Origin of the sequence: Nocardia bhagyanarayanae, from assembly GCF_006716565.1 — a bacterium.
In the GTDB taxonomy this organism is placed as follows: domain Bacteria; phylum Actinomycetota; class Actinomycetes; order Mycobacteriales; family Mycobacteriaceae; genus Nocardia; species Nocardia bhagyanarayanae.
The window spans coordinates 3,805,552-3,827,641 of record NZ_VFPG01000001.1; the positions used below are offsets into that span (position 1 = coordinate 3,805,552).

General features: G+C 69.2%; 21 protein-coding genes. 13 read left to right on the top strand and 8 right to left on the bottom strand.

Features of this window, described 5'->3' with window-relative positions:
- The first annotated feature begins 58 nt into the window (after positions 1-58).
- Positions 59-1,282: an aminotransferase family protein gene (locus tag FB390_RS16220; RefSeq protein ID WP_141809688.1), complete on the top strand. Its 1,224-nt coding sequence runs from the start codon at positions 59-61 to the stop codon at positions 1,280-1,282.
- 9 nt (positions 1,283-1,291) lie between these two features.
- Here the strand turns inward: FB390_RS16220 and FB390_RS16225 are convergent, their stop codons facing one another.
- Entirely contained in the window at positions 1,292-1,780 is a 489-nt protein-coding gene (locus tag FB390_RS16225; protein WP_221639276.1) for a GNAT family N-acetyltransferase, read from the bottom strand.
- Positions 1,781-1,879: 99 nt separating this feature from the next.
- Between FB390_RS16225 and FB390_RS16230 the strand changes: the two genes are divergently transcribed.
- The gene (locus tag FB390_RS16230) at positions 1,880-3,517 is read left to right on the top strand and encodes an acyl-CoA synthetase (RefSeq protein ID WP_141809689.1); all 1,638 of its coding nucleotides are present in this window, start codon (positions 1,880-1,882) and stop codon (positions 3,515-3,517) included.
- On the opposite strand, the gene FB390_RS16235 is transcribed toward FB390_RS16230, so the two are convergent.
- Entirely contained in the window at positions 3,514-4,224 is a 711-nt protein-coding gene (locus FB390_RS16235; RefSeq protein ID WP_185757049.1) for an SDR family NAD(P)-dependent oxidoreductase, read from the bottom strand. The genes FB390_RS16230 and FB390_RS16235 overlap by 4 nt on opposite strands.
- 239 nt (positions 4,225-4,463) lie before the next feature.
- On the opposite strand from FB390_RS16235, the gene FB390_RS16240 reads away from it, so the two are divergent.
- The 4 genes from FB390_RS16240 (at position 4,464) to FB390_RS16255 (ending at position 9,163) form a co-directional block, all read left to right on the top strand.
- Entirely contained in the window at positions 4,464-5,495 is a 1,032-nt protein-coding gene (locus tag FB390_RS16240; RefSeq protein WP_246124050.1) for an AraC family transcriptional regulator, read from the top strand.
- A 77-nt stretch (positions 5,496-5,572) separates the two neighbouring features.
- On the top strand, positions 5,573-6,631 hold the full coding sequence (locus FB390_RS16245) for an AAA family ATPase (RefSeq protein ID WP_141809692.1): 1,059 nt from the start codon (positions 5,573-5,575) through the stop codon (positions 6,629-6,631).
- 2 nt (positions 6,632-6,633) lie between these two features.
- Complete coding sequence (locus FB390_RS16250; protein WP_221639278.1) at positions 6,634-8,457, top strand: vWA domain-containing protein; 1,824 nt, start codon at positions 6,634-6,636, stop codon at positions 8,455-8,457.
- A 127-nt stretch (positions 8,458-8,584) separates the two neighbouring features.
- Positions 8,585-9,163, top strand: coding sequence for a DUF5134 domain-containing protein (locus FB390_RS16255; protein ID WP_185757050.1), 579 nt, complete (start codon positions 8,585-8,587; stop codon positions 9,161-9,163).
- 9 nt (positions 9,164-9,172) lie between these two features.
- On the opposite strand, the gene FB390_RS16260 is transcribed toward FB390_RS16255, so the two are convergent.
- The 3 genes from FB390_RS16260 to FB390_RS16270 all read right to left on the bottom strand — a co-directional run bounded on the left by FB390_RS16260 (position 9,173) and on the right by FB390_RS16270 (position 11,249).
- The gene (locus tag FB390_RS16260) at positions 9,173-9,847 is read right to left on the bottom strand and encodes a PhzF family phenazine biosynthesis protein (protein ID WP_141811824.1); all 675 of its coding nucleotides are present in this window, start codon (positions 9,845-9,847) and stop codon (positions 9,173-9,175) included.
- 167 nt (positions 9,848-10,014) lie between these two features.
- Entirely contained in the window at positions 10,015-10,554 is a 540-nt protein-coding gene (gene ahpD, locus FB390_RS16265) for an alkylhydroperoxidase, AhpD family (protein ID WP_141809694.1), read from the bottom strand.
- A gap of 107 nt (positions 10,555-10,661) precedes the next feature.
- Positions 10,662-11,249, bottom strand: a complete 588-nt coding sequence (locus FB390_RS16270; RefSeq protein WP_067779506.1) for a peroxiredoxin — start codon at positions 11,247-11,249, stop codon at positions 10,662-10,664.
- 110 nt (positions 11,250-11,359) lie between these two features.
- Here FB390_RS16270 and FB390_RS16275 point away from each other — a divergent pair, with 110 nt between their 5' ends.
- The 7 genes from FB390_RS16275 to FB390_RS16305 all read left to right on the top strand — a co-directional run bounded on the left by FB390_RS16275 (position 11,360) and on the right by FB390_RS16305 (position 17,021).
- On the top strand, positions 11,360-12,268 hold the full coding sequence (locus FB390_RS16275; protein ID WP_141809695.1) for a hydrogen peroxide-inducible genes activator: 909 nt from the start codon (positions 11,360-11,362) through the stop codon (positions 12,266-12,268).
- A gap of 40 nt (positions 12,269-12,308) precedes the next feature.
- On the top strand, positions 12,309-13,088 hold the full coding sequence (locus FB390_RS16280; protein WP_141809696.1) for an MBL fold metallo-hydrolase: 780 nt from the start codon (positions 12,309-12,311) through the stop codon (positions 13,086-13,088).
- A 119-nt stretch (positions 13,089-13,207) separates the two neighbouring features.
- The gene (locus tag FB390_RS16285) at positions 13,208-13,765 is read left to right on the top strand and encodes a gamma-glutamylcyclotransferase family protein (RefSeq protein ID WP_221639280.1); all 558 of its coding nucleotides are present in this window, start codon (positions 13,208-13,210) and stop codon (positions 13,763-13,765) included.
- 24 nt (positions 13,766-13,789) lie between these two features.
- Positions 13,790-14,380 (top strand): TetR/AcrR family transcriptional regulator, encoded by a 591-nt coding sequence (locus tag FB390_RS16290; RefSeq protein WP_141809698.1) that lies wholly within the window; start codon positions 13,790-13,792, stop codon positions 14,378-14,380.
- Between the two features lie 80 nt (positions 14,381-14,460).
- A complete protein-coding gene (locus FB390_RS16295) occupies positions 14,461-15,198 on the top strand; it encodes an SDR family NAD(P)-dependent oxidoreductase (protein WP_141809699.1) in 738 nt (245 codons plus the stop codon).
- On the top strand, positions 15,198-15,401 hold the full coding sequence (locus FB390_RS16300; RefSeq protein WP_141809700.1) for a tautomerase family protein: 204 nt from the start codon (positions 15,198-15,200) through the stop codon (positions 15,399-15,401). Before FB390_RS16295 ends, FB390_RS16300 begins: the two co-directional genes overlap by 1 nt.
- Before the next feature lie 225 nt (positions 15,402-15,626).
- On the top strand, positions 15,627-17,021 hold the full coding sequence (locus FB390_RS16305; RefSeq protein ID WP_141809701.1) for a cation:proton antiporter: 1,395 nt from the start codon (positions 15,627-15,629) through the stop codon (positions 17,019-17,021).
- A 122-nt stretch (positions 17,022-17,143) separates the two neighbouring features.
- On the opposite strand, the gene speD is transcribed toward FB390_RS16305, so the two are convergent.
- The 3 genes from speD to FB390_RS16320 all read right to left on the bottom strand — a co-directional run bounded on the left by speD (position 17,144) and on the right by FB390_RS16320 (position 22,072).
- Positions 17,144-18,352 (bottom strand): adenosylmethionine decarboxylase, encoded by a 1,209-nt coding sequence (gene speD, locus FB390_RS16310; RefSeq protein WP_141809702.1) that lies wholly within the window; start codon positions 18,350-18,352, stop codon positions 17,144-17,146.
- An 8-nt stretch (positions 18,353-18,360) separates the two neighbouring features.
- Positions 18,361-19,476 carry a type III PLP-dependent enzyme gene (locus FB390_RS16315; protein WP_141809703.1) on the bottom strand — a complete coding sequence of 372 codons (1,116 nt, stop codon included), beginning with the start codon at positions 19,474-19,476 and terminating at the stop codon, positions 18,361-18,363.
- A gap of 97 nt (positions 19,477-19,573) precedes the next feature.
- The gene (locus FB390_RS16320) at positions 19,574-22,072 is read right to left on the bottom strand and encodes a DEAD/DEAH box helicase (RefSeq protein WP_141809704.1); all 2,499 of its coding nucleotides are present in this window, start codon (positions 22,070-22,072) and stop codon (positions 19,574-19,576) included.
- Between the last annotated feature and the right edge of the window lie 18 nt (positions 22,073-22,090).

The window sequence follows — 22,090 nt, forward strand, 5'->3', positions numbered from 1 at the left end:
GAATCATGTGCCAGTGCGCCCCGCGCATGCCGGAGCCGAGCGCCGGCGAGGCGAAGGCATGAGCGCGTTGTGGCATGGATTCGCCGATATGGGCGCCGTCGAACGGGACGGCGCGTTCGTGATCGCGCGCGGCGAGGGCGCCTACGTCTACGACCAGTCGGGCGCCCGATATCTCGACGCCACCGCCGGACTGTGGTTCGCCAACGTCGGGCACGGCCGCGCCGAGATCGCCGACGCCGTCGCCGCCCAGCTGCGCGAGATCGCGCACTACTCGAACTTCGGCGACCTCGCCGAAGCGCCCACCAGGGAACTCGCCGAGCGGCTCGCGACGATCGCGCCGGTGCCGGGCAGCAAGATCTTCTTCACCTCGGGTGGGTCGGACGCGATCGACACCGCCGCCAAACTGGCCAGGCGCTACTGGCACCAGGTGGGCAGGCCGGAGAAGACGATCGTGGTGGGCCGGGAACGCGCGTATCACGGAATGCACGTGGCCGGAACGGCTTTGGCGGGACTGCCGCTCAACCGCGAGGGATACGGGGAGCTCATGCCCGACGCCCGCACCGTCGCCTGGGACGACGCCAAGGCGCTGCTCGCGCTGATCGAGGAGGTGGGCGCCGAACACATCGCCGCCTTCTTCTGTGAGCCGATCATCGGCGCGGGCGGGGTGTATCTGCCGCCGGAGGGATACCTGAACGAGGTGCGCCGCATCTGCCACGACGCCGGGATCCTGTTCGTCACCGACGAGGTCGTCACCGGATTCGGGCGCATCGGCGGAAGCTGGTTCGCGTCCAGCCGCTTCGACCTGCGGCCCGACATCATGACCACCGCCAAGGGACTCACCAGCGGCTACCTGCCGATGGGCGCGGTGTTCGTCGCGCCGGAACTGGCCGAGCCGTTCTTCGGCGGCGGCGTGTGGTGGCGGCACGGGTACACCTACGGCGGGCACGCCGCCTCGGCCGTCGCGGCGCTGGTCAACCTCGACATCATCGAACGCGAGAACCTGCTCGCCGAGGCGGCACGGCTGGAACGGACCTTGCACGAGAAGCTCGCGCCGTTGGCCGCGCATCCGCGGGTGGCGGAGGTGCGCAGCGGGCTCGGCGCGGTGGCGGCGGTGCAGCTGGCGGACCCGGCCGAAGCGCCCGCGTTCGTCAAAGAGCTACGCGCCCAGGGTGTTTCGAGCCGGGCCGCGGGCCAGGGCGCGATGCAGGTCTCGCCGCCGTTCGTGATGACCGACGCCCAGGTCGACGAGCTGGCCGCCGCGTTCACCCGCGCGCTCGGCTGACCCTCCGGCTCACAGTGCCAGCGTCATGAACACGCTGTGCGGGTCTTCGGCGTAATCGGCGAAGGGCGGACAGAACGCGAACCCGTGGCGCGTGTAAAGGCGTTGGGCGGGAAGGTAATAGGGCGCGGCGCCGGTCTCCAGGCTGAGCCTGCGGTAGCCGCGGGCGCGCGCTTCGTCGACGATGTGTGTGAGCAGGGCGGTCGCGACGCCCCGACCCGTGTGCTCGGCGGCGGTCCGCATCGATTTGATCTCGCCGTGGCTGGCGTCGAGTTGTTTGAGCGCCCCGCAACCGAGAAGGTCCGAGCCCTCGCGCACGCTCCAGAAGGTGATGTCGGGATGGCGGAGCGCCGACAGGTCCAGCGCGTGCATGCTGTCGTCGGGCGAGTTGGCGCGCATCTCGCTCAGGTGGGTGGCCAGCAGGGCGGCGATGTCGGAGCCGGTGAGGTCGTCGACGGTGATGCGCGGGGTGGTGCGCTGTTCTCCGGTACGGCTCGACATACCGTCCATCATGGTCGTGGATCGGGCTCTCGACGGGACTGTGTGAGACACCTTACTGTGAGGGCACTCGCCCTCGCGTGCTTCAGCTCAGGTGGATCTATGAACCGTGTCAACACCCTCGGCTCCGTCGCGGTCGCCGCGGCCCGCCGCGTCGCCGACGAGACCTACTACGCGAGCCTCGCGGTGCGCGCCGGCCTGGCCACCCCGCAACGGCCGGATCGGCTGGCCCGCATGGGTTTCGCGGTGCTGCGCTCGGGCATGCTCGGCGGACTGGTGACGGTGGCGGCGCTGCGGTACCGGCACCGGGCCGCGATCATCGACGAACTGGGCACGGTGAGCTTCCGCGAGCTCGACGAACGCACCACCGCGCTGGCCAACGCCTGGCGGGCGCGCGGTCTGCGCGACGGCGAGGGCGTCGCCGTGCTCGCGCGCAACCACCGCGGCTTCCACTACGCGGTGTTCGCCGCGGCCAAGTGCGGCGCCAAGATCATCCTGCTGAACACCGATTTCGCAGGCCCGCAGCTGCGCGAGGTGCTGGCGCGCGAAGGCGCCGACCTGCTGGTCTACGACGACGAATTCGCGGGCGTGCTCGGCGATCTGCGCACACCGCGTGGGCGCTACCGCGCCTGGACCGACGCGCCCGCGGTCGACACGCTGGAGAACCTGATCGCGGGCGGCTCCAGGAAACCGCCGCGCCGACCGAGCACCGCGGCCCGGATCATCCTGCTGACCAGTGGCACCACCGGAACCCCGAAGGGCGCGCCGCGCCGGGAGCCGACGTCGCTGGCGCCGCTCGGCGCGATCCTCGGCCGGGTTCCGTTCCGGGCCGAAGAGATCACCGAATGTCCCGCGCCGCTGTTCCACACCCTCGGCTTCGCGCACGCCGTGATGGCCGTCGGTTTCGGTTCGACCCTGGTGATCCGGCGTCGCTTCGATCCGCAGGCGGTGCTCGACAGCCTGGACCGGCATGGCGCCACCGCGATGATCGCGGTACCCGTGATGCTGCAACGGCTGGTCGATCTCGGGCCGCGCGCCCGTGCCGGACACGACTTCTCGCGGCTGCGGATCATCTTCGTCGCGGGCTCGCAGTTGGGCGCCGAGCTGTGCGTGCGGGTCACCGAGGCGTTCGGTCCCGTGGTCTACAACGTCTACGGCTCCACGGAGGTGGCGTACGCGACCATCGCCACGCCCGCCGACCTGGCGGTCGAGCCGGGCTGCGTCGGCACCCCGGTACCGAGCACGACCGTCAAGATCTTCGACGAGAACGACGCCGAGCTGCCGCAGGGCCGCACCGGACGCATCTTCGTCGGGAACAACTACCAGTTCGAGGGCTACACGGGCGGGGGAGACAAGGACCGCATCGGCTCGCTGATGTCCACCGGAGACGTCGGCCATTTCGACAGCGCCGGAAGGCTTTTCATCGACGGCCGGGACGACGACATGATCGTCTCCGGCGGCGAGAACGTCTTCCCCGGCGAAGTCGAGGAACTGCTCGCCGCCCACCCAGCGGTCGAGGAAGTCAGCGCCTTCGGCATCGACGACGACAGCTACGGCCAGCGTCTGCGCGCGGTCGTGGTGGTCCGCGCGGGCCACACTCTCACCGAAGACGAAGTCCGCGACCACGTCAAAACCCACCTGGCCCGCTTCAAGGTGCCGCGCGACGTTCTCTTCGTCGATCGACTCCCCAGAAACCCCACCGGCAAAGTCCTCAAACGCGTCCTGCGGGAGATGGGTTAGGCCACGCCGAACACGCGGCCGAGGGTTCGGCGGAGCCGGGTGCGACCGGGGACGGCGGTGCGCAGCCAGCGGTCGGGTGGGACCACGACGAGTCCGCTCCTACGGTGTTCGACGCAGTCGACGATGGCGTCGGCGACCAGTTCTGGGGCCGGGGCGTATCCGGGGGCGATGGTGCTGACCAGCACGCCTTGTTCGGCGAGACCGCGGTGCAGCGCGGTGCCCAGCCCGACGACGGCGTGTTTGGTCGCGCTGTAGACGGCCGCCCCGAGCGCCGCGGTGACGCCGACCGCCGAGCCGATGTTGACGATGTGGCCGTGCCCCTGCTCCACGAAACGCCGTCCGGCCAAACGGGATCCGGTGATCACCGCGCGCAGGTTGACGTCGATCTGGTGATCGGATTCGATCTCGGACTCGCTCAGGAACGATCCGCTCGGCGCGGTGTCGGCGGCGTTCACCACCACGTCCAGCCCGCCGAGCTTGCGTTCGGCGCGGGCGAGGAACTCGGCGAAACGCGCGCTGTCGCCGGTGTCCAGCGCGAGACCGACAGCGGTGCCACCGTGCATCCGCGCGAACTGCTCGGCCACCGCGCGGGCCCGGCCCGTGTCGCCGTCCCCGAGCGCCACGTCCGCGCCCGCCGCGAGAAAGGCCAGCGCGATCTCGCGGCCGACGCCGTGCGCGCCGCCGGTGATCGCTACCCGTTTGCCCACAAGTGTCTTCTTCGACATGTGATTTCGCCCGCTTTCGCCTCGGGCCTCGACGGTAGGGCGCGGCGCGGTGTCGATGCCATGCGATGTCGGGTCAGGACATTTCGGATATCGGCCAGTTGTGCCGCCGACCGCGCGGCGTTTGCCGCGCCGACCACCCGGACGGGCAGGACGTCCGGCTGTCCTTGCGATGTCCGGCCAAAACCATGCGGAATCCGGCCATGCCGGACGACGATGAAACGGTGTCTTCGTGGGAGTGGCGTCGCTCGGTGACGTTGTCGGCTGTCTTGGTCGACTTGGCGCGCGACCACGGGCTGCCGCTCGCGGAATGCTTGCGCGACACCGGGATCGAGCCCGCGCAGCTCACGACGCCGGGCATGGAGGTCACCGCGGCGCAGGAGCTGGCCCTCATCGGCAATATCGTCACCCGGTTCGACGACCGCCCCGGCCTCGGCCTGGAAGCCGGAATGCGTACGCACGTCACGACTTACGGCGCGCTCGGACTGGCGCTGCTCAGCAGTCCGACGGTGCGGTCCGCGATGGACCTGCTGATGCGCTACATCCGGATGACCACGACCTTCGCCCGCACCCGGCACGTCTACCAGGATGACACGCTGCTGCTCTACGCCGACGACCGCGACGTGCCGCCGCGACTGCGCGGCTTCTTGCTGGAGCGGGATGTGGCGGTGCTGCTGACGAATTGGACAGCGGTGTACCACGCGCCGGCGCCGATCCTCGGCGGACAGGTCGCCTGGGGCCTGCGTCCCCGGCTGCAACCGATCCTCGACCGGTACGGCCTCACGGCCACCGATGGCGCCGGACCGCACCTGGTCGTCTTCGACACCGCGGGCTTCGACGACCCACTGCCGCAAGCCAGCCCGCTCACCGCGGCGTTGTTCGAGGAGCAGTGCGCACACCTGCTGCGACGGCGCGGGTTGGCCAAGGGCATCGCCGGATCGGTGCGGGAGGTCCTGCTGCACCGGCTGGGCGGGCGCGTCTCCCAGGAGGACGTGGCGGCCGCGCTGCACATGAGTCTGCGCACCATGCGCCGCCGCCTGGCCGACGAGGGCACGTCGTATCGCAGTCTGTGCAGCGAGACCTACGGCAACCTGGCCGAGGAGTTGCTGGCCACCGGCCTGACCGTCGAGGACGTCGCCTACCGCATGGGGTACTCGGGCGCGCCGAGCTTCTCCAACGCGTTCAAACAGTGGCGGGGCGTGTCTCCCGGCCGGTTCGCCCGCGCCGCCGCGGAACGGCACGGTCGACCCGTCTGACGCGGAAAACCGGTGGCCGAGAAAGGTTCCGCGCGCGTACCTTCGACCCTCGTAGTTCTCGACGGGGGAGGAAGAGTATGGAGGCGACGGTCACGGTGACCCCGGACCAGCTGCCGGAGTTGCTGCTGCACGTCGCTCTGGTGCGGCCGGTGTTTCTCTGGGGCGCCCCGGGTATCGGCAAGAGCTCGCTCGTGCGCTCGTTCGCTGAATCGCTCGGGCTCGAGTGCGTCACGCTGCTCGGTACCCAGCTCGCGCCGGAGGACCTGATCGGTGTGCCGCAGATCGTCGGCGACCGCAGCCGATTCGCGCCGCCCGAGCTCATCGCCAGGCCGACGCCGTACTGCCTGTTCCTGGACGAGCTGAACGCGGCGGCGCCGGAGGTGCAGAAGTCGTTCTACTCGCTGATCCTGGACCGCCGCATCGGCGGCTACGAGCTGCCCGCCGGTTCGGTGGTGATCGGCGCGGGCAACCGGGCCACCGACAACGCGCTGGCCCGTCCGATGGCCTCGGCGCTGGTCAACCGCATGGTGCACCTGCACCTGCGGGCCGACGTGGACGACTGGCTGAAGTGGGCCGCGCACAACGACATCCATCCCTGGGTGGTGCGCTACGTGACCCAGCGCCCCGATCACCTGTGGTCGGCGGCGCCCAAGACCGAGGCGCCCTTCTCGACCCCGCGCGGCTGGCACATGCTCTCCGACGCACTGCACTCCTGCGGCGACGATCTCGACGACACGCTGCTCGAGGTGCTCGCGGCGGGCACGTTGACCCACGCGCATGCCTCGGGGTTCCGCGCCTTCGTCAAGACCATCCGGCACGCCTACGATCTGGACGCCGTGATCAAGGGCGAGGCCGACTGGCCGCGCGATCCCGGCGACCGCGACCTGCTGTACTTCCTGTCCGAGACCTTCCGCGCCCGGCTCATCAAGGAACTGCCTGGCTCCCGCAAGCACGTGTCCGCCGCGCTGCACCGATTCGTGTTGCGGGCCAAGGCCATGCTCGTCGAGCTGGCCGAGATCTCGGTCGAATGCGCGCAATTGGTGATCGCCTCGGACGCCGACGGTGCGCCGGTGCTGCCCTCGTGGTTCCTGGTCGAGGTGACCCGCGACCTGCCGCGCCTGGCCGCGCGGCGGTAGCCGTGGGCGCCGCGCGCGGGAAGCGCCGCGCGACCGTCGACCCCTGGCGCCAAGCGGTGCTGGACGGCTGGGGCATGGTTCAGGCGCATCGTGCCTTCCGGTATCTGCCGGGTCGGCTCTACGAGCTCGACCCGCGTCGGACCTCGCCGGAGGTGTGGGCGCGCATCGCGGGCGCGGGCGTCGGTTACCACCCGAAGCGCCGCGCCGAAGCCGCCGAGTGGGCTTGGGTTTTCGCGCACTGCCTGCTGCACGCCGGGTTCGGTCACCTGGATCCGCGCGTGGCCGACCCGGCCGACATCGTCACCGACATCGATCTGACCGAGAGCTGGTCGATCGACGAGGCCGAACCACACCCCGCCTATCGCGCCGCCTGCTGCGCGGTCGTCGACCAGTATCTGACCACCATGAAGATCGGGCGCCGGCCGACCGAATTCCCCATCGCGCCGAGCATTTCCGACGAGCACGCGACGGCCGCGCGCTGGCGCGACACCGCCGTTCCCGTCGAATACCGGCGCGCCGACGAGCCGGACTTCCTGATCAGCGGCGCCGCCGCGGCCGAGCGCGCCGACGACCCGGCACGCTTCGCCGCGGGCATCGCCGCCGCCGCCCGCGACGCGTTGACCGTCGCGGGCGGCGAGCCGACCTCCGAGGGCCGTCGGCCCCAGCGCGCGTGGGAAGCGGCGCTGAGCTGGTTCGTCTCGTCCTATCCGCTGCTCGGCGCGCTGGCGGCCGGGATGACGCTCGTCGCCGACGCGGATCTGGCGCGCGGCTGGGACATCGCCATCGCCGCGGTCAACGCCGAGGCGGCGGAGATCTACGTCAACCCGCTGGCCGGGCTGAACGAGGAGGAGTGGCGCTTCGTGCTCGCGCACGAAATGCTGCACGCCGCACTGCGACACGGCGAACGCACCGCCTGGCGGGACCCGTACCTGTTCAACATCGCGTGCGACTACGTGGTGAACGGCTGGCTGGTGGAGCTGGGGGTCGGGATCATGCCCGAGGGCCTGCTGTACGACCCCGCGCTGAAAGGCTGCTCGGCGGAAGAGGTGTACGACCGTATCGCGACGGATCTGCGACGGCTGCGCAAGCTGGCCACGTTGCGCGGGCGCGGCCGCGGTGACGTGCTCGGCGAACCGCTTCCGCACTCCGGCGGCGCGGGCCGTTACGTCGACCTGGACGACTACTACCGCAACGCGCTGTCCACCGGCCTGGCCTATCACCTGAACAGTGGGCGCGGCTATCTTCCCGCCGCATTGGAAGAGGCGATCCGCGCCATGGACCAGCCGCCGCTGCCGTGGGACGCGCAGCTTGCGCACTGGTTCGACGAGCACGTCCCCTCGGTCGACAAGCGCCGCAGCTACGCCCGCGCTTCCCGCAGGCAGGCGCCCGGTATCCCGCGCCCGGCCTGGGTGCGGCCGGAGGAGAGCGCGCGGCTGCCGACCTTCGGCGTCGTGCTCGACACCTCGGGCTCGATGGACGCGGCGCTGCTCGGAAAAGGCTTGGGCGCTATCGCTTCCTACGCGCTGGCCAGGGACGTGCCGCGCGCCAGGGTGGTGTACTGCGACGCCGCGGCCTACGACGCCGGATATCTACCGGTCGAGGAGATCGCGCGCGGGGTGCGGGTGCGCGGCCGCGGCGGCACCGTCTTGCAGCCCGGGGTTCGGCTGCTCGAACGCGCCGACGACTTTCCCGCCGACGGACCGATTCTGATCATCACCGACGGCGCCTGCGATGTGCTGCGAGTGCGCCGCGAGCACGCCTACCTCGTGCCCGCGGGCGCGTCGCTGCCGTTTCGTCCGAATGGTCCGGTCTTCCGGATGCGATGAGCCGGGGTGTCCGTGACCGGGTCGGGAGTTCTCTCTCGGGAGTAGTGAGAAAGGGCATCCTAACCCGGTCCGGAATGCGAGCATGGAAGGGCAGTCTCACGATCGCCGCGGCGAAAGGTGGTGGGGTGTGGCCGAGTTCGTGCAGGATTACGCCGCGTTGCGGTGGTCGGTGGTGGCGGCGTTCTTGGTGACGTCGGCGATCGTGACGCTGCGGTTGGCGAGACCCGTTCGCGGGCATGTGGACTCGGAATCGGATGCCGCCCACTTGGTCATGTGCCTGATCATGCTGGTGATGCTGATCTTCCCGACCGAAGCGAGTCCGCACGCGGTGCGCGGCGTGCTGATCGCCATGACGGTCGCGTTCGGCGCGTTGCTGGTGAGCCGGATCGTGGAATGGCGCGCGGCGCGCGGCGCCGTGCCGGCGGGTCAGATCTTCGCGATCGGATATCACGCGCTCGCCGCCGCGGCCATGCTCTACGCGATGTCCGGGCATTCGGCCACCGGTCACGCGGGCCCGCCGCCTCTCGCGGCCTATGCGCTCGCCGCGCTCTTCGTCGCCGACGGGCTCACGGTGCTGTGCCTGCGCGGCGGTGGCTGGCACCGGCTCGCGCACCCGGTCGGCGCGGTCGGGTCGGCGGCCGTCGTGCCGCACGTGGTGATGGATCTCGGTATGGCGTACATGCTCGTCGCCGCGGCGCTCGGATGAGGCCGGGAATCAGAGTTCTACGACGGTGTCGGCGACGACCCGTCCGCCGAGGCGCACCCAGCCGTCGGAGTCCCACTCGGTGAACAACTGCGAGCCCTGTCCCTGCGTGATGATCAGACTGCGGCGCAGCAGAGCGGTGAGCGCGACGGCTGCCGCGCCGGTGGCTTCGTCCTCCTCGATGCCCATGGTGGGGGCGAACATTCGCGAGCGCACCGTGGCACGGTGCTCCTCGGTCCAGCACCACAGGTAGTGCGGTCCGCCGGGGAACTCCTCGGGACGCAGCGTGGCCAGCTCGTCGAGGCTGTCGAGCTGGTGGAAGGTGAAGTCCGGCGCCCACTCGCCGCGCGCCTTGATCCAGGTGAGCCCGTCGGCCAGCTCGACGGGCACCGGCCCGGCGGGCATGTCCAGCACCCGCACGGGGATGCCCTGTTCGGCGAGCCACCACGCGGTGCCGACCGACGGATGCCCGGCGAACGGCAGTTCGATGGCCGGGGTGTAGATCCGCATGCGGGCAATCTCGTCGACCGGGTCCTCGACCACGACCGTCTCGCTGTATCCGGCCCGCGCCGCGAGGGCCTGCGGATCGGCCTCGCCGACGTCCTTCGCACGGGCGATGCCCAGTGGATTGCCGAGGCGTCCGGTCGCATCCGTGAATACGCGCACCACCTCGACCCGTGTGCCCATGGCTTCCGGTTCATCCTGTGTGCCCATGCACGCGAGCCTACCGGCTCCGACCCTCGGCTACCGGAGAGCAAACGTGGCGCTGGTCACTCCTCGGCGGGGCCCGGTCGAGGTGGAAAAAGCCGAAAGCCCCGTCCGAGCGAAGACGGGGCTTTCGGGCCGTCGCGGCGTCAGACCGACGCGGCGGCGAGCGTCTCGGTGGACTGCACGGCCTGGCCGACACCGGCCACGATGGCGGCGGCGCGCAGCGACTCGAAGATCACCTCGCGGGAGACACCGGCCTCGCGCAGGGTGTGCTCGTGCGCCTCCAGGCAGTGGGCGCAGCCGTTGATCGAGGAGACCGCGAAGGACCACAGCTCGAAATCGGCCTTGTCGACGCCGGGCGTGCCGATGATCTGCATGCGCAGACCGGCCCGCAGGTCGTCGTAGCGGCCGCCGAGGAACGCCTTGCCCCGGTAGAACACGTTGTTCATGCCCATGATCGAGGCGGCGCCGAGCGCGGCGTTGTACGCCTCCGCCGACAGGACGTCGGCGGCTTCCTCGGCGATCTCGCGCAGCGTGGTCGCCGACCGGGTCGCGGCCGCCGACGCGAGCAGGGTGCCCCACAGCTGCTGTTCGTTCAGCACGGTGGTGCGCGCGATCGATGACAAGTTGAGCTTGAGGTCCTTGGCGTACTCGGGAAGGGAGTTCTTCAGGTTCTCAATGCTCATTCGACGTTTCCTCTGTGTGTATCAGGCCCGCGGGCGCGGGGACGTTCTCGAAGACGCTCCCCGCGGGAGCGGGGAGCGGGATCTGTTCGGCGAGTGGGTCTTCCGGATCAGACGCTGGCGGTGAGGAGCTCACCCGCGTTGATGGTCGGGTCGCCCTTCTTCCAGTTGCAGGCGCACAGCTCGTCGGACTGCAGGGCGTCGAGCACCCGCAGCACCTCGTCGACGTTGCGGCCGACGGAACCGGCGGTGACCGAGACGAACTGGACCTCGTTGTTCGGGTCGACGATGAACGTCGCGCGGTCGGCGACGCCGTCGGCGTTGAGGACGCCGGTGGCGGTGACCAGTTCGCGCTTGAGGTCCGACAGCATCGGGAAGGGGAGGGTCTTCAGATCCTCGTGCTGCGCGCGCCACTGGAAGTGCACGAATTCGTTGTCCACCGAGACGCCGAGCACCTGCGCGTCGCGGTCGGCGAACTCCTCGTTCAGCTTGCCGAACGCGGCGATCTCGGTCGGGCAGACGAAGGTGAAGTCCTTCGGCCAGAAGAAGACGATCCGCCACTTGCCCGCGTGATCGTCGCTGGTGACCTGGGTGAAGTAGTCGTCAGGCTGCTGAGCGTCGACCTTCGACAGGTCACCGCCGATGACCGCGGTGAGGTTGTATGCCGGGAACTGGTCGCCGATGGTCAGCAGGGCCATGCTTTGTCTCCTCGTCCTTCGTGGGGTTTTTGGGCGTGCGAAGTTCTTCTGTGATCTTGCACAAAGGGCAGTGAAAGGTAAAGGTGATCAGTCGCACTACACTGATAGGCGTGACTGATCAGACTTATCAGCCGACACTTTCGCAGCTGCGTGCGTTCGTGGCGATCGCGGAATACCGGCATTTCGGCACCGCGGCCGCCCGGCTCAATGTGAGCCAGCCCACGTTATCGCAGGCATTGGCCGCGCTCGAAAACGGACTGGGGCTGCAGCTGATCGAGCGCAGCACGCGCCGGGTTCTGGTCACCGCGGCGGGGATGCGGTTGCTGCCGCAGGCGATGGCGACGCTGGAGGCCGCCGACCGCTTCGTCGCCTCGGCCACCGGCGACGGACTCGGCGGCACGTTGCGGATGGGGATCATCCCGACCGTCGCGCCCTACGTGCTACCCGCTTTGCTGCCCGAGCTGCGCAAGCGGCTACCCGCGCTGGTGCCGCAGGTCGTCGAGGACCAGACCGCGCGTTTGCTGGAGGGATTGCGCACCGGCGTGCTCGACGTCGCGCTGCTCGCACTGCCCACCGAGAACTCGGGGTTGGTGGAGATTCCGCTCTACACCGAGGAATTCGTGCTGGTGACCCCGCGCGGCCACGCGCTGGCCGGGCGCAAGGACATCGCGCCCGCGGTGCTCGGCACACTGCCGCTGCTGCTGCTCGACGAGGGCCACTGCCTGCGCGACCAGACGCTCGACCTGTGCCGTTCGGTCGACGTCCACCCCGGCGCGGTCGGCGACACCCGCGCCGCCTCGCTCGCCACCGTCGTCCAGTGCGTGGCGGGCGGGCTGGGCGTCACGCTGATCCCGGAAATGGCCGTGACCGCCGAAACCGCCAGGGGCACACTGGAAACCGCCCGCTTCGCCGATCCGGCGCCCGGCCGCACCATCGGTCTCGCGTTCCGCGCCTCCAGCGCACGCAGCGACGACTACGAATATCTCGCCGCCATCATCCGCGCCCAGCGGCCGATGTGACGGCATTGACCGCGGGGTCGGCGGCTGGGACGCTCGGCTGGTGCGGATTCACCACCTGAACTGCGGGTCGATGGCGTTGGGCATGGTCGACCACTGCCTGTTGATCGAGACCGACACCGGGCTCGTCCTGGTCGACACCGGCTACGGCCTGGAGTGCGTGCGAGATCCGGGCCGGATGATGGGTCCCGCGCGTTTCTCGCTCGGCGCCAAGCTGCTCGAACGGGAGACGGCGATCCGGCAGATCCAAGCGCTCGGCTACGACCCGGCCGACGTCCGCGACATCGTGCTCACCCATCTGGATCTGGACCACGCGGGCGGACTTGTCGACTTCCCGGACGCGACCGTGCACGTGCACGGCCCGGAACTGCGCGCGGCGAACTCGTCGAAGGGGCTGTTCGACCGGCTGCGCTACCAACCGGCGCAGTGGGCGCACCGGCCGAAGTGGCTGACGAACGAGATCGACGGCGGCGCCGAGTGGTTCGGCTTCCGCGCGGTCCGCGACCTGCCCGGACTGCCCGCGGAGATCCTCGTCGTCCCGCTGTACGGCCACACCGAGGGACACGTGGGCGTCGCGGTCGACACCGGCGACGGCTGGCTGCTGCACGCGGGGGATGCCTTCTACGTGGGCAGCGAGATCGATCCTGTGCACCCGCGAACCCCGCTGATCTGGCAGCTGATGGAGTTGCGTTCGCTCGGCTCCAACGACTTCCGGCAGAACCGCGAATGTCTCCTCGAACTCAATCGGGCGCACGGCGAGGAGATCACCATCTTCTCCTCCCACGACCCCGACGCCTTCGCTCGGCTCGCGGAGCGGGGCTGACGCCGGTCCCGCCGAGCGCGGTGGCGGTGGCGGCCGGGTGCGGTGGTGGCTCGAGCGCGGCGTTGAATGGGGTCACGGACTCGAGGCACAGTGGTGGCAGCGCGGGAGAGGAGAGTGGCGTGGACGTGATCGGCAACCGCCCCGGTGGCCGCCTCTCCCGGGTGTCCGCGCCCGAGCACGCGCTCTTCGTCTACGGCACTCTCCAATTCCCCGAGGTGCTGCACCAGCTGATCGGACGCTGCCCCGATCTGGCGCCCGCGGAACTGACCGGATGGCGGGCGGCCGCACTGCCTCGCCGCCTGTATCCGGGCTTGGTGGCGGATGCGCGGGCGACGGTGCGCGGCGCGGTGCTCTCCGGCTTGAGCGCGGGGGAGTGGGCGATACTGGACGCCTTCGAGGACGACGAATACGACTTGCGCCGAGTGGATTTCGATGGCGCGAAGCGTGCCGATCCCGGTGCTCGTGCGGGTCGTTCGTCGCGCTACCGCCACGAGGATTCCGACCGCACGGAGAACGGTCGTTACGCGCCCGGCGTGGTGTGGACATACGTGTGGACCGCCGACATCACCCAGCGCGATTGGTGCGCCGAGGAATTCGCCGCCCAGCATCTGACCGCGTTCGCCACCCGGTGCGGAGGCTGGCGGCGCACGCTCGACCCGGCCGGTTGCGATTCCTAGACGACCGGTCGTATAGTTCATCGCATGGCACGACCGCGACGCAGTGACGACACCCGCCAGCTCCTGGTGGAAGAAGGCGCCGCCGGTTTTCTGGCCAACGGCTACCACGGCACCGGCATCAAGCAGGTGCTCGACGCGGTCGGCGTGCCGAAAGGCTCGTTCTACAACTACTTCGACAGCAAGGAGAGCTTCGGGCGGGCGGTCATCGACTACCACTCCCGATGCATCCAGCGGAACCTCGCCGAGGCGCTCGGGCCCGCACCGGATCCGGTGAGCGGGCTGCGGAATTTCTTCGCCAAGCAGATGGACGAGTTCGTCGAAACCGATTTCACCGGTGGGTGTTTGATCGCCAACCTGGGCGGCGAGCTGGAGGGCAGCGAGACGCTGCGCGAATCGCTGTCCGGTGCGTTTCGCGCCTGGCGCGACGGCGTCGCCAAGGCGCTGCTCGAGGCGCAGGAGCGCGATCAGGTGCGTGGCGACATCCCGGCCGATGAGCTCGCCGACTTGCTCATCGAGTCCTGGGAGGGGGCGGTGATCCGGATGAAGATCGACCGCTCGCTGGAACCGCTGCACAAGTGCCTGCGGCGCCTTTTGGACGACTACTTCCGACCCTGAATTCCCGTGCCCTGCCACAGGCGCCGAATTTCGTACCCATTCCAAGACGACCGGTCGTATTCAAGAAGAAGGGAAACAATATGTCAGCCAAAACGGTCATCGTGACCGGATCCTCCAGCGGGATCGGTCGCGATGTCGCACGTGCCCTGGTGGCCCGCGGCGACAACGTGGTGATCAACGGGCGCGACCCGGACAAGCTCGCCGCGGTCGCCGCCGAGCTGGGCGCGCCCGAACAGGTGGCCGAGGTGGTCGGCGACATCGGATCGGCCGCAACGGGTTCCGCGTTGGTGCGGACCGCGGTCGAGCGGTTCGGCCGGGTGGACGTCCTCGTGAACAACGCGGGCACCTTCGGCGCCAAGCCGTTCGTCGACGTCACCGAGGCGGAACTGGACGGCTACCTGAACGGCAACCTCAAGGGCACCTACTTCACCACCCAGGCGGTGGTGCGCAGACTGCGCGAGCAGGGCGGCGGCGGCAGCATCGTGAACATCGGCACCGTCCTGATCAACCACGCGCTCGCCGGGCTGCCCGCCTCCGCCGCGCTGGTCAGCAAGGGCGGTGTGCACGCGCTCACCACCAGCCTCGCGGCCGAGCTCGCCGCCGACGGCATCCGGGTGAATCTCGTCGCGCCCGGCATCATCCGCACGCCGCTCTTCGGCGACGGCGACGAGAAAGCCTCGGGCCGTTTGGCTTTGCTCAACCGCGTCGGCGAGGTCGCCGAAACCACCGCCGCCGTCCTCTATCTGGCGGACGCGGAATTCACCACCGGCCACATCTTCCCCGTCGACGGCGGGTTCATCTCCGGGAGGGCAGCGTAATGCCGTACGTCAACATCAAGGTCACCGACGAAGGCGTGACCGTCGAGCAGAAGAGCCGGCTCATCAAGGGCGTCACCGACCTGCTTCGGGATGTGCTCGGAAAGGATCCGGCGAGCACCTTCGTGGTGATCGACGAAGTGCCATTGACCGATTGGGGCGTCGGCGGGATGAACGTGGCGGAGTGGCGCGCGCGGAAATCCTGAGCGCGCGGGCGCCCGGCGGGCGCGATCGGACCGGAACGTGTTTCCGGCCTCGCGGCGCCGGGCGTCGGCGTTCTCCAGTGGTTCGCCGCAGGTTCGCGCGGCGGGAAAGCGGTCGCACGGCAAGGGATTCGGGTACCGTATGCGGCGGCACGGCGTTGCGTTCCGGAGAGTCTCCGCGATCTCACAGTGTCAGTGCACGATCCAGCTCGACGGAGGGGAGCTGCGATGCCATCGCTCTTGGAAATCACCACTCATTTCTTCTTACAGGTAGCCGTCATCCTGGTGACCTACCGCCTGCTCTGGCCGGTGTTCCGCCGGTTGGGTCAGGTGCAGGTCGTGGCCATCATGGTCGCCGGATTCGTTTTGGGGCCTTCGATTCTGGGCCTCGTCTGGCCCGAGGCCCAGGAATGGCTGTTCCCGACCACGCTCGCGGTGGGAGGCGCGAGTATCACGCACCCGAACCTGACGGCGATCTACGTCGTCGGCCAGCTCGGCCTGGTGCTGTACATGTTCCTGGTCGGCGCCTCGTTCAAGGTGGACATCCTGTCCTCACACCTGCGGAAGGCGGGCGCGACCTCGACCGCGGGCGTGGCGGTGCCGCTGGTGCTCGGCGGCGCGCTCGGCTGGTGGATGGTCGGCAGCGGCGGATACTTCACCGACAAGGTGGAGCCCTGGCAGGGCGGGCTTTTCGTGGCCGCGGCCGTCGCCATCACGGCGTTCCCGATGCTGGCCTGGATCATCTACGACTCCGGACTGCTGAACACCCGCCTCGGCACCATGTCGCTGGCGTGCGCCGCGGTGGACGACGCGTGCGCCTGGATCCTGCTTGCCACCGTGGTCGCCACCACCAAGGACAGCATGAACGGCGCGTTCCTCGCAGTCGGCGGCGGACTCGCCTACCTGCTGTTCATGATGTTCGTCGCGCGGCGCTGGCTGGCCAAGCTCGACACCTGGGAACCCAAGCGCGGTGACACCGAACGCGCGGGCGGGCTGCCGATCGCGCAGCTGTGCGTCGTGCTGGTCGTGGTGCTGCTCGCCAGCTGGTTCACCGACTGGTGCGGGATCTACTCGGTGTTCGGCGCGTTCGTCGCGGGCGCGGTGATGCCGCGCGGCCGGTTGCTCGACACCATCCGCGAGCGCTTCGAGCCGCTGGTGGCCTACTTGCTGCTTCCCGCGTTCTTCATCTACTCGGGCCTGAACACCGAACTCAGCCTGATCTTCGAACCGGAGGTCCTGCTGGTCACGGCGATCGTGCTGATCGTCTCGTTCGCGGGCAAGTTCGGCGCCGTCGGACTCGCGGCGCGCTGGCAGGGCATGAGCAAGCGCGAGGCCGCGTCGATGGGCGCGCTGGCCAACGCCCGCGGCCTGATGGAGCTGATCCTGCTGAACATCGGCCTCGGGGCCGGGCTCATCAACGGTGAGCTGTACACGATCCTGGCGCTGATGACGATCATCACCACGTTCATGGCGACGCCGGTGCAGCGGATCTTCGAACGCAGCGCGTGGAAGGCCGGTCTGGTCTTCGGCCCGGACGGTGAACAGCCCAAGCCGGAGACGACGAGGAAGGAGCCGGGCGGCGAGCCGGAGCGTTCCGGCGAACCGGCACCCGTCACGACCTGAGCGGGCGCCCGTCACCACCTGAACGGGCGCTCGTGCCGGGCGCCTGAAAAGACGAATCGCACCGGCGCCGAGGATGTCGAAACTCCTTGGCGCCGATGCGATTCGGCGTTCTCGGGCCGGGCCTACCTGGCCGCGCGCAGTGCGTGCGGTTCGATGGCGCCGCGTACCAGGGCGCGACCGTCGATGGTTTCCGGGCGGTAGGGCAGGGTGGCCAGGCGGTCGATCATGCCGGGCACCGGGTCCGCGATGGAGTCGACCAGCCCGAACAAGAACGACCACTCGTGTTCGTCGCTGCCGTAGTGCACGACCGTGCCGAACTGCTCGTGGAAGCGCTTCCAGGACCGCTCGAGAGTCTCGTTGCGCCACATCGTCGCGCAGCCCGCCTGTGCGCTGAGCACACCACCCGGCGCGAGCAGGGCCCGACATCGGGACAGGAACTCCGACTCGTAGAGCCGGTTGTGCTGCGCGTCCTCGACCCGCTCGTCGGGCAGATCGATCACGATGACGTCGTAGCGGGTGCCGGCCTGCTGCGCGTTGGCCAGGAAATCCCAGCCGTCGGCGTAGTGCACCGTGATCGGGCCCTCGCCCGCGACCGCCGCGGCGAGTTCCTCGGTCGTGTAGCCGTAGGGCAGGTGCTGGGCGCACAGCTCGACCTCGAGCTGGTCGATGTCGACGTGGTCGACGTGGGTGGCGCCCGCGGCCACCGACATCTGGCTCGCGACGCCCTCGCCGGAGCCGATGATCAGCACGTTGTCCAGCTTCTCGGCCAGCACGAAGGCGGGCACCATCATCGCCTCGTGGTAGGTCAGCTGGGAGAACTCGGTGGACTGCCGGTCGTCGTCGGAGAACAGGCTGATGCCCTGTTCGGTGCGCGCGATGACCATGTGCTGGAACGGAGTATTGGTGTCGACGATCACGTCGTGCAGATCCCAGATCCGGGTCAGGCCCGCGCCGACCGGCTCCTCGATCTTCTGCGCACCGTGTCCCCGCTGGATGACCTTCATGCGAACGTCTTTGGGAGACAGCTTGTCCCGCAACATCTCGACGGCCTTCGTCGCGCCCGCGCCGATGCTGCCGCAGGTGAAGACGTCGACGAAGATGTCGCCGGACTCCGGATAAGTGTGAATCGAGGCGTGGGACTCCGACAACAGCGCGAGGACGGTCACCCCCTGCGGATCGAACTTCTTGTGAACGACATCGCAGATGGTGACGCCCGCCGCGATCAGAGACTCACGCAACGCCGATTCGAGTCGTTCGAGATCGTCGCAGAGATCTGCGTCGACACCACCGAACTCGGCCAGCACATGCCAGCCGGTGAATTCCGCCGTCATAGGCAAACTCACTCTCGCTCAGCGCCCGAGACATGAACGGTCAAGGGCGGAAAACCATTGAAGGACACCGACGAATAGCTCGCGGTATAGGCGCCGGTGTCGAGGATGGTGATGCGATCACCGGCTCGCAACGTGGTCGGCAGAAGGACCCGTGTGCGTTGATACAGTACATCGTCGCCGTCGCAGGTAGGACCGGCGACCACCGCCTCGTCGACGGGGTCTCCGTCGCGTTCTGTCACGAACCGGTAGGCGATGTACTCGTTCTCGGTCTCGGCCATTCCGTTGTAGCGGCCGATGTCGAGATACACCCAGCGCCGTCCGTCCGGCGCGATGCGGACGCCGACGACCTCGGCGTGAATGGTGCCCGCGTTGCCGACCAGTGCGCGACCGGGTTCGACGACCAGTCCGGCGGTCTCGGGCAGGAATTCGGCGGCGGCGGCGTTCACGACCGCGGCGATCTCGCCGAGCGCGGGGGCGGCCTCGGCGTAGGAGATCGGCAGCCCACCGCCGATATTCACCGAAGTGATGTGAATGTCCTTGGCGGCCAACGCTTCCGCGATCTCACCGGCCTGCTGGATGCCGATCCGCCACGCCGCGGGATCCAGCTGCTGGGAGCCGACGTGGAAGTAGGGCCCGGCCACGACCAGCCCCAGATCGCGGGCGCGCACCAGCAGGCGCAGCGCCTCCGCGGGCGAGCAGCCGAACTTCGTGCCGAACGGCGTCTGCGAGGCGGGCGTGGCGGCCAGGAAGCGGCACTCGACCTCCGAACCCGGGGCGTGCTCCACGATGCGCAGCAGGTCGTCCTCGGTGTCGAAGGCGTAGCGGCGCACGCCCTCGGCGTAGGCGCGGGCGATGTCGGCGGCCTTCTTGATCGGGTTGCCGTAGCAGAGTTTCTCCGGCGCCACCCCGAGGCCGAGGCACAGCTCGATCTCGCCGATGCTCGCTACGTCGAATTCCGCGCCCTCGGCATCGAGCAGAGTGATCAACTCCGGCACCGGGCTCGCCTTCACCGCGAAGCGAATGCGGGCCTTGTCGTCACCGCGGACGGCGACGGCGGCATCGAGCGCGCGGTAATTTTCGCGAACTCGCTCGGAGTGGATGACAAGGTACGGAGATTCGGGCATAGTTGATCTTTCGCGTGGGCAGCAGCGGAGAGAGTATCAGCGGCCCCTACCCAGATACGAATCCGTTGAAACCCGTATTCGAGCAGGGGCTGCCCGCCTACCCTTCGGACACCGTGACCTCGTCGAACACCACCTCGCCCGCAGCGTCGGACGCGGCGAGATCGACCACAGCCTCGAACGACCAGCCGTGGTCGCCCGCGGGGTCGTCGAGGACCTGGCGCACGTGCCAGAAGCCGGGTCGCTGCTCGATCTGGAACAGCTGGGGACCCCGCGCGTCGGGGCCGGTGCCGATGCGCTCGTATTCCGCGAAGTAGGGGGCCAGTTCGTTCGCCCAGTCCGGGCCGGTGCCGAGTGCGGCCAGATCGTCCCAGCGCCGCAGTGCGGCCAGTTCGACGCGGCGGAACATGGCGTTGCGCACCATCACGCGGAAGGCGCGCTCGTTGGCGGAGATCGGGCGGATTGTCTCCGCGCCGAAGGCCACCTGTTCGGCGTCGTTCTCCGCACCCGGGCTGGTCAGCTGCTCCCATTCGTCGAGCAGACTCGAATCCACTTGCCGGACAAGCTCTCCCAGCCACTCGGTGAGGTCGTCGAGGTCCTCGGTGCGTGCCGCGTCGGGCACGGTGCGGCGCAGCGCGCGGTAGGCGTCGGCCAGGTAGCGCAGCACGACGCCCTCCGAACGGGCCAGCTCGTAGTGCGAGATGAGTTCGGCGAAGGTCATCGAGCGCTCGATCATGTCGCGCACCACCGACTTGGGGGAGGGCGCGAACTCCGAGACCCACGGGTGTCCCGCGCGATAGGTCTCGTAGGCGGGTTCGATCAATTCGGCCAGCGGCTTGGGCCAGCTGACTTCCTCGAGCAGCTCCATGCGCTCGTCGTAGTCGATGCCGTCGGCCTTCATCTCCGCGACGGCCTCGCCGCGCGCCTTGTGCTGCTGGGCCATCAGCAGCTGGCGGGGGTCTTCCAGGGTCGACTCGATGAGCGAGACCACGTCGAGGGTGTAGCCGGGGGAGTCGCGGTCCAGCAGCTCGAGCGCGGCCAGCGCGAAGGGCGAGAGCGGCTGGTCGAGGGCGAAATCGCGTTGCAGGTCGACGGTGAGGCGGGCGTAGCGGCCGGTGGCGTCGGGCTCGGGCCGCTGCTGCACCACCCCGGCGTCGCGCAGTGCGCGGTAGAGGCGGATCGCGCGCAGGATGTGCCTGCGCTGCGCGGGGCGCGGCTCGTGGTTGTCCTCGAGCAGATGGCGCATGGCCTGAAAACAGTTGCCAGGCCGGGCGATCACGTTGAGCAGCATCGCGTTGGTGACGTTGAACCGCGACACCATCGGCTCCGGCTGCGCCGCCACCAAACGGTCGAAGGTCTCCTCGCTCCAGGAGACGAAACCCTCCGGCGGCTTTCGGCGCTGCACCTTGCGCTGCTTCTTGGGATCGTCGCCCGCCTTGGCGAGCAGCCTGGCGTTCTCCACTTCGTGCTCGGGCGCCTGCACCACCACGGTGCCCATGGTGTCGAAGCCCGCCCGTCCGGCCCGCCCCGCGATCTGATGGAACTCGCGGGCCTTGAGCCTGCGAGTGCGCACGCCGTCGAACTTGGTCAGTCCGGTCAGCAGCACGGTACGGATCGGGACGTTGATACCGACGCCGAGCGTGTCGGTGCCGCACACCACCTTCAGCAGCCCGTCCTGGGCGAGCCGCTCCACCAGCCGACGGTATTTCGGCAGCATGCCCGCGTGGTGCACGCCGATGCCGTGCCGGATCAACCGGGACAGGGTCTTGCCGAAGCCCGCGGCGAAGCGGAAATCGCCGATCGCCGCGGCGATGGCGTCCTTCTCCGCGCGGGTGGCGAAGTTCACGCTGGTCAGCGCCTGTGCCCGCTCCAGCGCCGCGGCCTGGGTGAAGTGCACCACGTAGACGGGGGCCTGGTGGGTGGTGACCAGCTCCTCCAAGGTCTCGGTGATGGGCGTGCGCACATACGAAAAGCTCAGCGGCACCGGGCGTTCGGTGCCCGCCACGATCGCGGTCCCGCGGCCGGTGCGGCGCTCCAGGTCGCGGGCGAAGAAGTCGACCTCGCCCAGGGTCGCCGACATCAGCAGGAACTGCGCGCGCGGCAGCTCGAGCAGCGGCACCTGCCAGGCCCAGCCGCGGTCCGGGTCGGCGTAGAAGTGGAACTCGTCCATGACCACCTGGCCGACCTCGGCGTCCGCGCCCTCGCGCAGCGCCAGATTGGCCAGGATCTCGGCGGTGGCGCAGATGATGGGCGCGTCGGCGTTCACCGACGCGTCGCCGGTGACCATGCCCACCTTGTCGGCGCCGAACACCTCGCACAGCGCGAAGAACTTCTCGCTGACCAGGGCCTTGATCGGGGCGGTGTAGTAGGTGCGCTGCCCGCGGGTCAGCGCGAAAAGATGCGCGCCGACCGCCACCAGCGATTTGCCGGAACCGGTGGGTGTGGCCAGGATGACGTGCGATCCGGACGCCAGCTCCAGCAGCGCCTCGTCCTGCGCGGGATACAGCGGCGTGCCCTGCTCGGCGGCCCACATGCCGAACGACTCGTAGAGCGCGTCGGCGTCGGTTCCTGGAATGTCGAGCAGTTCGGTCAGATCCACTCCGACCAGCTTAGGGCA

What these genes read in the sequence shown, in the direction of transcription:
- FB390_RS16220 (WP_141809688.1), top strand. Translation starts at nt 59, where the DNA reads ATGAGCGCGTTGTGGCATGGATTCGCCGATATGGGCGCCGTCGAACGG.
- FB390_RS16225 (WP_221639276.1), bottom strand. Translation starts at nt 1,780, where the DNA reads ATGTCGAGCCGTACCGGAGAACAGCGCACCACCCCGCGCATCACCGTC.
- FB390_RS16230 (WP_141809689.1), top strand. Translation starts at nt 1,880, where the DNA reads ATGAACCGTGTCAACACCCTCGGCTCCGTCGCGGTCGCCGCGGCCCGC.
- FB390_RS16245 (WP_141809692.1), top strand. Translation starts at nt 5,573, where the DNA reads ATGGAGGCGACGGTCACGGTGACCCCGGACCAGCTGCCGGAGTTGCTG.
- FB390_RS16260 (WP_141811824.1), bottom strand. Translation starts at nt 9,847, where the DNA reads ATGGGCACACGGGTCGAGGTGGTGCGCGTATTCACGGATGCGACCGGA.
- ahpD (WP_141809694.1), bottom strand. Translation starts at nt 10,554, where the DNA reads ATGAGCATTGAGAACCTGAAGAACTCCCTTCCCGAGTACGCCAAGGAC.
- FB390_RS16270 (WP_067779506.1), bottom strand. Translation starts at nt 11,249, where the DNA reads ATGGCCCTGCTGACCATCGGCGACCAGTTCCCGGCATACAACCTCACC.
- FB390_RS16290 (WP_141809698.1), top strand. Translation starts at nt 13,790, where the DNA reads ATGGCACGACCGCGACGCAGTGACGACACCCGCCAGCTCCTGGTGGAA.
- FB390_RS16295 (WP_141809699.1), top strand. Translation starts at nt 14,461, where the DNA reads ATGTCAGCCAAAACGGTCATCGTGACCGGATCCTCCAGCGGGATCGGT.
- FB390_RS16300 (WP_141809700.1), top strand. Translation starts at nt 15,198, where the DNA reads ATGCCGTACGTCAACATCAAGGTCACCGACGAAGGCGTGACCGTCGAG.
- FB390_RS16305 (WP_141809701.1), top strand. Translation starts at nt 15,627, where the DNA reads ATGCCATCGCTCTTGGAAATCACCACTCATTTCTTCTTACAGGTAGCC.
- speD (WP_141809702.1), bottom strand. Translation starts at nt 18,352, where the DNA reads ATGACGGCGGAATTCACCGGCTGGCATGTGCTGGCCGAGTTCGGTGGT.
- FB390_RS16315 (WP_141809703.1), bottom strand. Translation starts at nt 19,476, where the DNA reads ATGCCCGAATCTCCGTACCTTGTCATCCACTCCGAGCGAGTTCGCGAA.